The organism is Pedobacter sp. R20-19 (genome assembly GCF_000708265.2).
Lineage (GTDB): Bacteria > Bacteroidota > Bacteroidia > Sphingobacteriales > Sphingobacteriaceae > Pedobacter.
Map to the genome: position 1 here is coordinate 167,845 of NZ_JCKI01000001.1, position 14,549 is coordinate 182,393.

At 40.1% G+C, this 14,549-nt stretch carries 13 protein-coding genes; 4 read left to right on the forward strand and 9 right to left on the reverse strand.

The window, feature by feature from the left end:
* Positions 1 to 6: 6 nt before the first annotated feature.
* The 4 genes from AN34_RS00770 (at position 7) to AN34_RS00785 (ending at position 3,322) form a co-directional block, all read left to right on the forward strand.
* Positions 7 to 867 carry a hypothetical protein gene (locus AN34_RS00770; protein WP_029281281.1) on the forward strand — a complete coding sequence of 287 codons (861 nt, stop codon included), beginning with the start codon at positions 7 to 9 and terminating at the stop codon, positions 865 to 867.
* Positions 868 to 958: 91 nt separating this feature from the next.
* Complete coding sequence (locus tag AN34_RS00775; protein ID WP_029281283.1) at positions 959 to 1,171, forward strand: hypothetical protein; 213 nt, start codon at positions 959 to 961, stop codon at positions 1,169 to 1,171.
* A complete protein-coding gene (locus tag AN34_RS00780; RefSeq protein WP_029281285.1) occupies positions 1,153 to 1,677 on the forward strand; it encodes a thermonuclease family protein in 525 nt (174 codons plus the stop codon). The genes AN34_RS00775 and AN34_RS00780 overlap by 19 nt, the downstream gene beginning before the upstream one ends.
* 871 nt (positions 1,678 to 2,548) lie before the next feature.
* Positions 2,549 to 3,322, forward strand: coding sequence for an HNH endonuclease (locus tag AN34_RS00785; protein WP_029281287.1), 774 nt, complete (start codon positions 2,549 to 2,551; stop codon positions 3,320 to 3,322).
* A 248-nt stretch (positions 3,323 to 3,570) separates the two neighbouring features.
* On the opposite strand, the gene AN34_RS21535 is transcribed toward AN34_RS00785, so the two are convergent.
* Genes AN34_RS21535 through AN34_RS00825 form a run of 9 tightly spaced genes read right to left on the reverse strand, consistent with a single transcriptional unit; the run spans position 3,571 to position 14,540 of the window.
* Complete coding sequence (locus tag AN34_RS21535; protein ID WP_157263145.1) at positions 3,571 to 3,777, reverse strand: hypothetical protein; 207 nt, start codon at positions 3,775 to 3,777, stop codon at positions 3,571 to 3,573.
* A 23-nt stretch (positions 3,778 to 3,800) separates the two neighbouring features.
* Entirely contained in the window at positions 3,801 to 4,511 is a 711-nt protein-coding gene (locus AN34_RS00790) for an OmpA family protein (RefSeq protein WP_029281289.1), read from the reverse strand.
* A 12-nt stretch (positions 4,512 to 4,523) separates the two neighbouring features.
* A complete protein-coding gene (locus AN34_RS00795; protein WP_029281291.1) occupies positions 4,524 to 5,177 on the reverse strand; it encodes a TerD family protein in 654 nt (217 codons plus the stop codon).
* A 1-nt stretch (position 5,178) separates the two neighbouring features.
* Positions 5,179 to 5,745: a TerD family protein gene (locus tag AN34_RS00800; protein WP_029281293.1), complete on the reverse strand. Its 567-nt coding sequence runs from the start codon at positions 5,743 to 5,745 to the stop codon at positions 5,179 to 5,181.
* 27 nt (positions 5,746 to 5,772) lie between these two features.
* Positions 5,773 to 7,053, reverse strand: a complete 1,281-nt coding sequence (locus AN34_RS00805) for a hypothetical protein (protein WP_051666120.1) — start codon at positions 7,051 to 7,053, stop codon at positions 5,773 to 5,775.
* 5 nt (positions 7,054 to 7,058) lie between these two features.
* The gene (locus AN34_RS00810; protein ID WP_029281297.1) at positions 7,059 to 10,967 is read right to left on the reverse strand and encodes a hypothetical protein; all 3,909 of its coding nucleotides are present in this window, start codon (positions 10,965 to 10,967) and stop codon (positions 7,059 to 7,061) included.
* Between the two features lie 6 nt (positions 10,968 to 10,973).
* On the reverse strand, positions 10,974 to 12,617 hold the full coding sequence (locus AN34_RS00815) for a hypothetical protein (RefSeq protein ID WP_051666123.1): 1,644 nt from the start codon (positions 12,615 to 12,617) through the stop codon (positions 10,974 to 10,976).
* 18 nt (positions 12,618 to 12,635) lie between these two features.
* The gene (locus tag AN34_RS00820; protein WP_029281301.1) at positions 12,636 to 12,974 is read right to left on the reverse strand and encodes a hypothetical protein; all 339 of its coding nucleotides are present in this window, start codon (positions 12,972 to 12,974) and stop codon (positions 12,636 to 12,638) included.
* 27 nt (positions 12,975 to 13,001) lie between these two features.
* A complete protein-coding gene (locus AN34_RS00825; RefSeq protein ID WP_157263147.1) occupies positions 13,002 to 14,540 on the reverse strand; it encodes a hypothetical protein in 1,539 nt (512 codons plus the stop codon).
* Positions 14,541 to 14,549 lie beyond the last annotated feature (9 nt).

Sequence of the window (14,549 nt, forward strand, 5' to 3'; positions counted from 1 at the left end):
GCCATTATGAAACAAACATTCCTAAACTTATTGCTGTCGCTCTTCATTACAGCCGCTTTTGCGAAAGAGGCTAACGCCCAGTCAGTGCAACAAAATCTCAATATTAGCTTTTTACTGGATTTATCTGATCGGATCGATCCTAAAAAGAACCCCGGAATTTACCAACGCGACCTGCAATATATCAAATCAGTACAAAGAGCTTTTATTAACCATGTAAAGGGAAAAAAGATGCTCCTGTTAAAAGACCAGATGCAAGTTTTCTTTAATCCTTTGCCCAATATCCCCAATATCAATGAGCTAAGTGAACAATTAAAGGTCGATTTCAATCCTAAAACCAGTAAAAAGGATTTCCTGAATATAGAAAAGGTTTATACCGATAACCCTGCTAAAATTTACCAGCGCGCTATTAAAGATGGAAATTATGTGGGCTCCGATATTTGGAAGTTTTTTAAAAACAACGTTCGCGAATATTGCATTAAACCCCAGCATCGGAATATTTTAGTGATATTAACGGATGGCTATATGTACTATAAAGACAGCAAAATTGAAGAAGCCGGTAAAAGTTCTTACATCACTCCACAATTTCTGAATTTGAAAAAGCTCACCACTGCCAGTTACCAAAGCATTATGAAGCAAAAGAATCTTGGTTTTATTCCATTCCCTTATAACTTAAAAGACCTCGAAATTGTGGTATTAGGCATTAATCCTTCCATTAAAAATCCTTATGAAGAAGATGTGATTAAACAATACTGGGCAGATTGGTTTAAAGCCATGAAGGTAAAAAAGTTTGAACTTCGAATAACCGATTTGCCTTCCAGCCTGGAACCTGTAATTAACAATTTCATTCAGGGAAGCCACAAACCATAATTAAAATCATCACTATTTTTTATATTTAATTTAATCATCCATTTATAAACAAGTAGTTAAAACATAAAATTTTCATCAATCATCCCTCAACATGAAAACACTCTCCCTACTCATCTTCTTCTTCGCTAGCATGATTACCTGCAAAGAAACCACTACGGTATACATCTGTAACAGTCCTGGTGCTAAAAAATACCACAACACCTCTAATTGTCGTGGTTTAAGTAATTGTACTTATAAAATTGTGAAAGTAGATATCGAAAAAGCCAAAAAAGAAGGCAAAACATTATGCGGCTGGGAAAAGTAAGCCTGCTGCTGTTGTTGCTCACGCTTCAGTCTTGCTTCATCCAGCCAGCTGGAGATAAGAGCATCAATTATAGTCATCTGGTTTTTTCGGCTAAGGTCATCCGCATTTTAGATGGCGATACCATGGAGGTATTGTATCAGGACCACCCTATTAAAATCCGTTTGGCACATATCGATTGCCCCGAAAAACGTGGCCACCAGCCTTTTGGTACCCAAGCCAAACAGGCCCTTTCTGATTTATGTTTCGGGCAAATGGTAACGGTGCAGGGCCAAAAATACGACCGCTATAAAAGACTGATTGCTGTAGTGATTAACGATAAAAAACAGGTGCTTAATCAGGAAATGCTTAAAATGGGCATGGCCTGGCATTTTAAAAAGTACTCCAGCGACCTACTTTATACGCAGTTGGAGATAAACGCAAGGAAAAATAAAATAGGCTTATGGCAGGATAGCACAGCAGTAGCGCCATGGGAGTGGAGAGAAACGAAGCATAGTTTGGCGAAGTAAACTAAAAATGATCGTTTCTTAGCTCAAATGTTACCTTTCAAGTTTATGAAAAGAATTGAAATGTTACAAAGAAGCAATGACTTATATTTTTTAGGCAATAATAATCTAGTTATTAGACTTTTGTGTCTATTTCTTTTTTTCTAATCATCTGCATTACAGCCATTGCTCAAAGGCAAACAAAGTTGCATGTATAAGCTTAAAAAAAGATAGGCGCCCTGCTATCAAAACGCTATAATAATGGTTGTGTTCGCAACGAGTTGCTATCAATTAATCGTTTCTTGATCTTCTTACGATCCTCATCGATACTGATCCCTTCAACGGCTGCAATTTCTTTCAGTTTATCATGCAACTGGTCCTGTTGCCGAAACTGATATGAAAATGACTGATGGTGTATCAACTGGAGGCAACCATCTGAGTAAATAATCTTTGCTTTGGGATATGGTATTGACCATCTTCTACCTCTTCTAAAATGGAGAGGAACCAATAGAATTTATAGCCCGCAGCAGTGTTATTAAAATTGGCTGTTAATAGGTTAAAGATAAGTACTCGTGAAAGGGAACATCAGCTGCAAGATATCTATTATGCCAACAATAGAAAAAATATTCTTTAAATTCGGTAACAGCGAACCATTAGTTTTCTATTTTCATCATTACCATTAAACAAAATTTTTGGCCTGTGATCACCAACTCTTATATTACCGATGGTAAAAAACACAAATGATTGAAATGTATTTAGCATCTGACGAACCAACAACATGCCCAAGGTGTGGAAATAGAAGCAAACTATTAGAAGACTTTAATATATCTCAAAGGCACATTTGCTTAGACGTACAATGTAGTTTTGAATTCATTTTGGAGTTCGATAATACAATATGAAAACAGGACAGAAACTATGGACAAGGGAAGAGTTGATACTTGCGATAAATTTATATTGCAAACTTCCATTCGGTAGATTACATAATTCTAATCCAGAAATTATAAAACTTTCAAACCTTATAAATAGAACGGCAAGCGCGGTAGCATATAAATTGGTCAATTTCGCTAGCCTCGATCCAAGTCTGCAAGTCCGAGGCATTAAAGGTGCGGCTAATGCAAGTAAGCTAGATGCAGAGATTTGGAACGAATTCTATAACAATTGGAATCTCTTGCCTTATGAAAGTGAAAAACTACTGGCAAACTTCCAGCATACCACAGTTGAAATACTCAACCATATTCCGGAAACCGAGCTACATCGAGAGGGGCTGACAAGGGAACAACTGGTAAAGGTTAGGGTCAATCAATCTTTCTTTCGAAGCTCCATTTTAGCATCGTATAACAATACCTGTTGCATAACTGGAATTACCCAGCCAGAACTTTTAGTTGCTGGTCACATTAAACCTTGGAGTGTTGATGAAAAGAATAGGCTAAACCCTCAAAATGGAATTGCGATAAATGCCTTACATGATAAAGCTTTTGAAAGCGGTTTCATTACGATTACACCTGATTATAAAATTAAGATTTCGCCATCTTTACTTAAGCAAAAGGAATCAAGGTCAATCGAAGATTACTTCTTGAAACTTGATAATAAGGATATCATTTTACCTTCTAAGTTTCTTCCAGATATCGAATTTTTAAAATATCATAATGAATTTAGGTTTAGGTTTTAATTCAAAGTGCCTTGTTGAAAATAAGAAAGCTCCTTTAAGCAGTTACTTCGCTTAAAGACATTAAGTATAGGACTTTGCCGGCGATGTGTTTTATGCCTGGGCTTTCGCCCTTAAGCACGAAAACAATGTAGTATCCAACAATCAATACCTGGGCGACTTTACCATGCCACAGGCTTAACCCATAAACCCTGCCCTAACTGTTGATTATAACCGTTTGAGCAGGGTTTATTAAACTTTTGTTTTTTGAGCTACACTTTCCTTACTGCCGTTTTTAATACGGAGAGGAGAAAAAGGATCAGAAATACGATGAGTACCGGGGCAAAAACTTCTAACCAGCCTATACGCCCGAAAATGATTTTGATGACAAAGAGGATGCAGCTAAAAAGCATCCCCAATAGAATTAAGATTTCTTTAAAACCTTTTTGTTTTGTTTTTCTGGTTCTTCTTTTTGCCACAAGATTTTTTTTAAATGGATAACTTATAGAAACGTAATTTCAACACGCCTGTTCTTTTTTCTTCCGCTGGCAGTTTTATTTGAAGCAATCGGATTTTCAATACCTTTTCCTGTGGCGCTTATCCGGCTTGCTTCGATATTTAATGACGTTAAATGATTTTTAAATGCATCGGCCCTTGCCTGCGATACCTGCTGGTTTAGAGCTATCGGACCATCGCTGCTGGCATATCCATCAACATGGATGGATGCCGTTGGGTTTTTGATCAAATAAGCGACAATGCGTTTGATTAAAGTTTTGTTGGTGCTGGCAAAAGATGATGAACCCTGAACAAATGTTACCGGCACGGTATGGTTTAAAGCTTTGAGCGCTTTGGTTTGTAATTTATCAGGAGCCGCATTGAGATTGGTTTTCCCAATTGATTCTTCTTTTATCGCCGTTGAATTTACCTGCGCAACAGCAGTGGTATCCATACCGCTAACTTTTTCTCTTGTTGGTGTAGCAGGTACAACAACCGAAGCCGGATCGGAAGAAACGTTTGGTGCAGATGCTTTTGCCGCAGGATCTGCTTTGCCTGATGCATAATACCAGATGCCGCCACCAACCACCAGTATCCCGAATAAACCGATCAACCAACCCCTCGATTGGCCAGCGGGTTTTTCGATCTCTCCCTTTGAAAGATCAAATTTGGATGACTCTTTTTTAGCGCCATCATTTTTATTTAAATCGAATGCCATAATTTTATTTTTTTAGGTGTACATCTCAACTAAGGTTTGCAAACTGCCCGTATGTGCCCTGCCCATCGCTTCAAACTCCCAGCTTTCGCCAACACGGAACAAACGCCCAAATTCTACGGCATCTTCATTGGTATATTGGTCTTTCAGGTCATAACGCAGTATTTCCGAACCACTGCTTTCATCCACAATCCTGATGTAGCAGTCATTCACTTTTCCAAAGTTCAGGTCTAATGTTCTCCTGTCTTTTTTATTGTCGTGGGGGTATTTACAGATCGTACAGCATATAATAATCTGTTCGATTTTATCGCTGACTTTGGATAAATCGATAAACATATCTTCATCGTCGTCGCCATCACTTCTGCTCCCATCCGGATCATCAATGGCGCCGGTAATTGCACCATCTTCGGTAAATGGCCTAAAGAGGCCTTTCTCAACCTTATCCTCAATTTTATTACCCATACGGATTTGCCCGTAAAAGGTAAAGTACGAATCAGAAGGGATTTTGAAATCGCCACCAATCGAAAATGCCGAAACATCGAGGTCGAATTCTGGTCCTCCCGGTTGCTCGTTAGGATCCCAGCCCATTCCAATTTTTACAATGGTGAGTCCAGGCGCTGCCTTGGAAAGGGAGAACCGGTCTCCCTTATTTAAATTAAAACTGCTCATCTTATTGATATAATGCTATTAATGTATTTAAACCGCCGGAAAAGGCTTGGCCAAGGGCCTCTACATTCCATGCTCCCCCGTTTCTGGAGATTGAAGCAATCATCAGGGAATCTTCATTTGTAAATTCCTCTTTAAGCAGGTATTGACATAAAACCGATTTGTCGGCATGGTTCCTGATATTGATGTAGGAATTTTGAACGTGGCCAAAGTGGTGTCCTCTTTCTTCGCTTTGATCAATGGTTACGGCGAAATAAAGGAACTCCACTTTCGGATCTATTTTGGATAAATCGATATGGATTACTTCATCATCTCCGTCGCCTTCGCCACCCCTGCTATCGCCCGGGTAATGGGTAGAACCATCGGGGCTGGTGTTGTTGTTATAAAAAATAAAGTACTCATCAGCAAGAAGTTTGCCGTTTTCGCCCAGCATAAACACGGAGAGGTCGAGGTCTACCGGGTGCCCGTTTACAACAGCGGTATCCCAGCCCAGGCCTGCAATGAGGTGATTTAAGCCCGGTTCTTCCCCCATCAGGGAAACTGGTTTTCTTTTTTCTATTTGTATAGCCATTTTGTTAAGTTTTAGATTTTATACGCGCTAACTTTTTTTTGGAGGTAAAGACGGTGGTTTTACCGGATTGTTTTTAGTGCTTGGTGTTGCTTTTATTTCGGGCAACCTGGGGATGTTTACCGGTTTTGGAACATCGATTTGCTTTTTGGGTGGTAATGGCGGAGGCAGTTTTGGTGTTGGAAGGGCTGGCCGCGGCAATACAGGAGGCGCAGTGGGTACTTTTGCTTTAACGATGTAACTGCCATTGGCAATGGCCTGAAAAATAGCCAGCATGGTATCTTTAACATCAACAGGCTGCAATGCGACAACATGATGATATTTTTTAAGCAGTTTATCAGAAAAATACGCAGTGCTGATTTCTTCTGATCCAAGCAGGATCATTACCCCATCGGCCTGTAAATTGTTGGTCCTTAACAGATCATCGATTGCGGCAAAAATCATCCCGTCATTGGCATAATATTGCAACCTGTCGTTCAGGTTTCTTTCCCTTACATTAAACCAATACCGGTTTCCATCAGATAGTTCGGCTTCGCCTTTAATAATGGGGCTGACGTTTTGAAGTAAAGCCGCGCAGAAGGGAAGCAGGAAAGCGATTTCGGCATCTTTATTAACCGACAGATAAGAGTTTTGCAGGATGATATATTCTAAAATCATATCGGCCAGGATCTTTACCCTGGGGTCGGCACCCCGACCTACCAGTTCGGCCGAGCCAAGGGCTTCGGCCTTACTATTTTTGTAAAGGTTTAAATAAAGTACATCATCAATGCCATTCATGAATAAAATAGCCTTGTTGTTTGATAAAATCTGCTTTTGGGTAAGTATATTAAAAAGGGTATGATGATATCCAACGCGGTCTAAATTAAAATAGCCCGCCTCCTGAAACAGGTTTTCGATCAGCGATTTCTCATTATCTTCAATATCATCATCAAATAAAAAGCGCAAAGGAAACTGCTGCCTGTACGATTCGATAGAATCGGATTTGTATAATACGGTGTTTAAAAAGTGCGATAAGTATTGTTCAACACCATAATAAAACAGCTGTTTAACAGGTTTTTTATTGCCATATATATTGAAATGTTTAGCCGGATCTTTTACAATTTCGAAATAATTGCCATAAGCATAAGGATCGTTTTTGTAAAAGCGTTCCCTGGCGGCGGCACCAAAAATAAAATCGTTGCCATTTACATAAAAGTATAAGGGAACCTCGTTCGATTCCCTCATTTTTAATGGGGCATAAGGGTTACTGTCTGATTGATACCAGAAAGTAACCGTCCGCTTCGATATTTTTGCCAATACACAGAATCCCATCGTTACTATTGTTTTTGAATGCCTTTAAGCAGGTGTTTTTCGAAGAATTTCATCCCTTCCAGAATGATGATCGGCGCTACATAATCGAAATCTTTCTGATCATCGTGTTTCCGCTTTTGTGCTTTGATAAAATCCGGCTCGCCTTTGATGTAGTTTTCGATGTTCATATCCTGAAAACCGGCCATAAAATCTGTCGCATTCATTTTTAAACCGAACATGCTCGATGATACCTTGTAAAACAGATCTGCAAAATCCATAAACCTTGGGCAATGCGGTTTGCCTTCCTGCGGTAAACAGATAAAATGATTGCCAATGTGTTCCAGCATTTCCGGTGTAATGGAATTGGTTGATTCCAGATATTTAAATTCGCCATTTGGCGTAACCACACAGAAATTATCTTCTCCCAAGATCTCAATGGCCTGTTTGTTGGTGGGCACCAAAATGCTGGTGATATTGGTTGGGATGGCCAAACCTTTCGACACTTCGTATTTAACATCCGCATTGTCTGTTCCGCGTTGCGAATTGATATCAATTATTTTTAATGGACTGGTGGTTATCGGGCTAATGGTTTGTTTGGCCACTGCTTCTCCACCCATTCCCCTGATAAACATCTGCGTATAATAATCATCTGCTGCGGCCGGATTTACCGCAGTAAACCAATCGAATATCCTTGCCCCTTTACCTGCAAATGCAATTTTTATTTTTGGCGGAATGGCTTTAACGGCTGGTGGCGCATCTTCTGATTTTACAATTTCATTCCTCAGTTTATAGGCCAGCTGACCAGCGTAAAACATAATCAGGCCGGTAACGTAAAGGTTAATGCTCATCATTTCCTTACATTCGGCAGCGATTAAAAGATAGAAAGTTTCAAAATCCGAAGCTTCTAAACGGTCAACAACCTGTTCGAAATAATAGGGTGCGGTATTTTCGTTAAATTTAGGCGTACCTGAATTTAGTCCCTGGATAGATATTTTTTTCTTTTCGCATATCCTGAGCAGCACATTTTTAAAGTTGGGCGAAAACTTAGTAGCCTGTGCCACACGTTCCGCAGCGAAACGGATCGAGTTCTGTTTGATCATTGCTTTTCCGCCTTCCATCTGGCATAATGCGGTAATATCCGTTGTACTACCACCGATATCGAAACAGAGTACCAGCTCACCGGGGTTAATGGAGTAACCCCCATTTGGGCGAACCAGGTAATTGGCTACGGCACAGGCTTCTGATAAGGATTCTTCGTTGCTTAACTTTTTGAAATCGAACCTTACCGGACCGGTTTCAGTTTTGATATCTACCGCTGTAAGTGTTTTTTTAGCCTCATTTCCCCATCCTGTAGCAACATCTGCTTTAGGTTGCTCGCCCCAGCCACTATTGCCGGTGCCGGTTGAACCCCATGCTGGTGTTGCGTTTACAGGTGCTGAAGCCTGACTGCCCCAGCCACCCGATTGAGTTCCGGGAGAGCCCCAGCTGCTGCTGCCCGATGTATCGCCGATATCAGAAAGATCGGAAGGAGGGAAGGTTTTTAATTTAACCTGGCTTTCAATCGGTGATATTTCTTTAAGCGAATCCCAAATACCCCTGTATTCACTTAATAATTCTTTACCCATTGACGAGGGGTACGACCATTTTAAGGTATGCGGTTCATGGCCTTCAATAAATAACTGCGCATATACATGAAGCAGTAAGGTACTTAAATAGGCAGTTTTGTAACTCTTGTCAATCTGCTGGGTAGACCATTTCATATTGTACACCAGCTCTGCCCTGCCAATGCGGTTATAACCTAAAATGTAGCGGTTGTTTTCTGCATTTTCGATAGGAAGGTTTTTTTCAAAACAGGGGAAACCACCTTTTACCGCCTGGGCCATTAAGGAGTTAACCTGGATGTTGCCATCGTTTACCACTCTTCTCGAATCGTGTATGGTTAATACAGATTTGATGGAATTGGTGAGGATTTCGTCGTTCTGAAAAAAGAAAATTTCATCTTCCACCGCAGGCCTTTCGTCATTGTTTTTGCTGTCGCTGGCCAGCAATGATACCCTTTTGTTGGTGAGTTTCAGGTTTTCGCAAACCTCATTCCGCTGATCGGAAAAGTAAGCAATAGAAGAATTTGTGCTGCCAAAATCGACACCTAAAAAGGCTGGCGACAATGTTCTAGGTGCGTTTAACATGTTCACCGGTAAAGCCTGCGTATTGCCCGATCCATCGTAACGGATAATTCCAAAACCACAATCAACCCCTGCATGTGCAAACTTTACGCCTTTAAACGGTTTATTGCTTTCGTATATCTCGTATTTGTATTTATTGTCGGCCACCGCATTATTGGATGCGATATGTAACTGCGCTTTAATGTTGCCGTATTTTTCGGAGATTACCGCTGCCTTTCCATTATTGGCCAGGTATAAAGGAATGCCTTTTTCATCCAGTACGATCCTGAAAAAATCGTCATCAACATTTCCGATAAATGGCGTCGCCTGAAACTTGGCATCGTTATGCGGTATTTCCGAATACAGAAAATAGCGGTTCCATTGTTTGGAAATAAAATTAGGCCACATTAATATGTCCTTACCGCTAATCGATTCGGAGGTTATCCTGTAAATTACCTCTTTAACAATTTCGTTTCCGGTTTCGGTATATAGTTTTAACTGAACAATCAACCGTTCGCCGTCTTTATCTGTTGGGTCGTAAATGGCGGTAATCCGCGATTTTACATTTGATGATTCTGAAATGCCCACCAATGCATCAAGTGTGGCACCAAAAACATTTAAGGCCAGAGGTGTTAATGGGAGGGTAAAATAGGCGTAACTGTTCAACTGTCCTTTGGTTTCGGCCGCCAGTAGCAATATGGGTTTGGTTTTCAGGAAATTACGGGTCTCCATACCTTCCCTGCCAAAATCGATCTGGGCAATTTCGGTCGTGTCCGGAAGCAGTAAATCTTTCGGATCAAACAGGATACTTCCTTCTTTCGATTCGTTGTAGATAATTCCTTCAGAACCGAATAATGCTGTAGAATAGTTAAAAAGAAGGCTAAAAGGATAATTGAACAGGGAGCCCACTTCAGGTGGGGTAGATTTATCGAGTTTAGGGTAACCTTTTGTCTGCTGATAAATGACCATATCATTCATCCAGGCCTGGATACAGGTCGAAATATTGCCATACTCGGGCCTGATCTGTTCTTCTACACTGGCATAATTTAACCTGAACCTTTCAATATTATCCAAAATGTGTTTGGCATAACCATACAGGGTAAAAAGTTCCTGATGGTTAATTTCCGACTGTAAAGGATCAATAAATTTTCCGTTCTGTACATTAATGAAAGGGAATTTTTCCTTTATCTGATAGGATACCGAAGTAAAAACAAAACTATCAGGAGAAGTTCCACCAATAACTTTTCCTTTAAAAGAAATGACATCGATAAAGGGTATTCTATCTGCATTATTGGCCAATGATTGATCGCACCATAAGGGTTTTCGCTCAAACAGCATATTGCCAAATGCGCCGGTAGGCTCGTAGATGTTTGCAGTTGTATTTAAATGCTCTCCGTCTGAATAGGATAGATGAATTCTATTTGCTTCTATATCTTTATAGTTTAAAGCTATACAGCTAATCAATCCTTTCCATTCGCTGATCAGGGACTTATAAAATAACATTAAACCTGATGCTTCAGTATCTTTATCGCGGATATTATCTATGGCATTTTTGAATAAATTGGCACGGGCGAATACGGATGGTATGCCCGATACAATTGTTCCGATATTAACAGCAGAATTCCCATCCTGATCTACAGCGATTTCGGGTATCAGGATGTTTTTGGTAAATACTTCAAGCTGGGGGATTTTATCCCAGGCAAATTCGACGCCGTTAGGCTCTGTTTTGGGATGAACTTTTATCGCCAGTGCTTTGATTCTTTTATCAGACATGGTGCTTTAGTTTATATCGAAGTTTTGTGAAATGGTAAGTGCGTTAAAAATGTGCGCAAGGAATTTCTCTTTGGTGGTATTTACCTTTTGCTCGTCTTTGGGATTGGTATTGATCAGTTTTTCGACGAAAAGATCATAACGGTCTCTAAAAAGCCCGCCTTTACTCCAGTGGTGTTTTTCATCAAGGAAAATGGTGCCGACATCCAGTTTTTTTAGTTCGGAAGGATTATCCGGGAATGCCTTGCTATCGAAAAGGAACCTGCCCGGGGCAACGGAGTTTCTCACCTGATAAAGCCAGCCCGGTATAAATTTGGCATCTTTGAATGTGTAGGCAAAAAGCTTGAAGTATTCGTTGATGTCTTTACACTCCGCATCTGTTATGGTACTGTACTGGTTGAGTTTTTGGTTCTCGCATTGTTTGATGAAACCTTTTATACCTGCATCATCAAAAGCGCCACCGTTTTTGGTTAAAGAAATGTGTGCGAGGGAGAAAAAAGCACCCAGCTTGTTTACAAATATTTCGCCCGATTTATTTTCGTTTCCTATAAAATCATCAAAGGAGAAATTGAACGAATTATCTTTAAATTCTACCGCTTTATAGAGGTAATCGGCCTTTGCACTGTTAAAACCATCATTCCGGGTAAAGAAATCGTAAGCGGCACAGGCACATAACAACTCTGTAATGTGACAGGGATTTTTCTGTTCGCTGCCACCGGTTATAGTCTGATTGGAAACATTGTTGCCATCAATTTTTTTGCTTTCTATGGGCCAGCCGATATGATACAGCAGTTTATAACACTTCTGAACGGTAGGGTCGCTTTGGTAAAACTGCAACGCTGCCTGACTATTTAGTGGAAAGAATGACGAATCGGCAATTACGCTATTGGCTTTGCTGGCTTTTTGTTTATCATCGGGTTTATTAAAAGTGAAATACGCTGTTAATAAAGTAGAACCAAATTTGGCCTTGGCGAAATCGATACTGGCATTACCGTTAGAACGGATTTTTACAAAATCCTGTAATGCTTTGGGGATTACCGGAATAGATGATGCACCTGTACCACCAAATATAGAACCGAAAATAAAAACCCTGGCATTTGCACCTGCGCCCTCCAGTTTGCCCATAAAAGTGTCCAGTTCACGCTCCTGCGATTGTACTGCAGCACCTTTGATGATATTGCGGGCGGCTTCTACAATGCCATGATACATTAGCATAGAACCCAGGTGGGTTTGTGCCCGGTAACCATGATCTAAAGCAAACTCCTGTACGGAACTATTGTCTAAAAACAGGTCGGATATTAATTTATTGGCTTTCTGCTGTTCGGGAGAGCCTGTGGTAATTTTGCTGATGTTTTTATAAGTTTCCCTTCCAGGCCCGGCATAATTGGTGAAAAACCGGTATAAGTTCAGTTTGGCTGAAAAGAAAGTATTTGCGTTTGGTGTTCCGCCTACACTGGTACCTGTTGTTTTAATCCGGTTATAGAGGCCGATCAGTTCTTCAACTCGTCCTTTATTCCCGTTATTTTGATCGGTATCAAGCGTGAGAATTTCGATTTCCTGATTGTCGAACATCCCAATGCCACACAAGTGCGTAAAGGCTTCCAAACAGCGCATCCCGGTACCGCCTATGGCGATTACGAATAATTTATCCATTGATGTTTTGATTAGGGATTAAAACCAGTGTCCGATTTTTCCGGTGGCAAATATTTTGCTCATTACAAAACCGATTAGGATATAGAGTATAAAACCTATAGCAGTACCAATACTCAGGGCTGTTACATAATTATTCAATACCATAATATTTACATCTGGTTTGAATACATAATAGCCAAATAGAAAACAGACTGCCGGATTTAAGATGGCCAATACCCAGAACCAGGTTTTGCGTGCCTGTGGGTCTTTGGGATTACTCCCTCCTTCAAATTTGATGGCGTTTGCAATGATGGCCGATAAAAGAAGAAAGATCAATGCGGTAATGATCGAGATGATGTAAGCTGACGTTGATTCCATTTTAGACTTTATTTTAATGATTTTAGATTACTGTTTAGTTTTGATGTAGTACGAGTACACTACTTTGTCTACGGGTTTAAGTTCCTGTAAAGTGTTTTTGATCGATTCGGACAAAGCGGTATTAGGGGTGTTTTTAGCATTTACCCACTCGAATTTGGCCATTTTGGCGCCCTGTAGATTAGTAGTAGCCGTGTTTGATAAAATATCTACCTTGATTAACCCTTCTGGATTATGGATGTTGGCTACACTGAATTTAGGGTCGAAAGCAACACCAAATTCTACATTTTTTGGGTTAGATGCCCTGGTATTGGTAAAAAGAGTTTGGTTGAGGGTAAAAACCTCATTAAGCGGATTTGATGGCTGTGCTTTATAAATCCATTGTGCCTTTAATTTTCCGTCGGGATTGTAACATGCCAGTGCAATTTCATCCTTTTCCTGATCAGAAAACTTTGCCTCGCCATTATTTCCTTTGGCTAATTTGGGTTGATGTTTTTTAGCTTCTTCTGCTTTTGCAAAATTTTCGAAATCGGTGGTCACATCCGAAACTTTTACACTGAAGTTTCCAAAAGTGTAACTATCATCATTACTGAGGTCGATAAAAAGTTTCCGGAAGAAATCGTTAAACTGATTTTGGGCGGCATAAGTGCTGTGTAGTTGATCAATGTTTTTCCAATCTAATCCAAGCGGATAAAACTCAAAGTTCTGCCCGTTTTTAAGACCGTTAATGTAGCCCTCTTTTAAATCGAGTACATTTTTGGCTTTATCTGATTTTGCACTTTCATCATAAAAAATACCACCCGATTTTTCTGAAGGATACCCGGTTGATAGTTGATAAGCCGTGTTGGATAAATCAAACCTGGTAGTTGATGGGGCAAGTTTTGATTCGAGTTTTGAAATCAAACTTCCTGCATCCGGATTACCAGAGCTGAATATGGTAAAGTAAAGATGTTTGTTGACCTTGCCTTCTTTATAATCCACAATAAAAAAATGGACCGCATTACCTTTTTCAAGCCATTTGGAGAATGGGATTTTAAGAAAAGCAGTATTGGTCACTTCTATGTTTTTTTGCCACTCTTCAAAATCGGTAATCAGAAGGGCATCGCTGTTCCCGTCAACAATTTTTTCTACTGTTGATTGCAATGGTGCCCAAATATCAGCGTATTGTTTCGGGTCGCTTACCTGTTGCCCCAATTCGGTAGTATTGGCTACGTTGAGTAATGATATTTTATTGGAGCCTAATTTGTAAACTTCAAACTGCTGGGCGAGAACGGTGTTGAAGCAGGCCGACATCATGTTTTTGACGGTTGGATCGCTAAAAGCTTTATTTATACCAGATGAGAAATCAATGTAAAGTGCTGGTGTGCCCCTTTTAGTTTCATTGCCTGGAGTATTAGCGTTATGGTACGTTTCGATACGTTTACCCAAATCCTGATCATACAGATTAAAATTTGTAGCTGTGAACGGATCTTCTGATTTGGATCCTCCAGAACCTTTACAAGCTGAAATTGCAAATAGTCCCAATAATCCCATTATTTTAATAAAGTTCTGGGTATTGCCTGTTTTCATAATTTATAC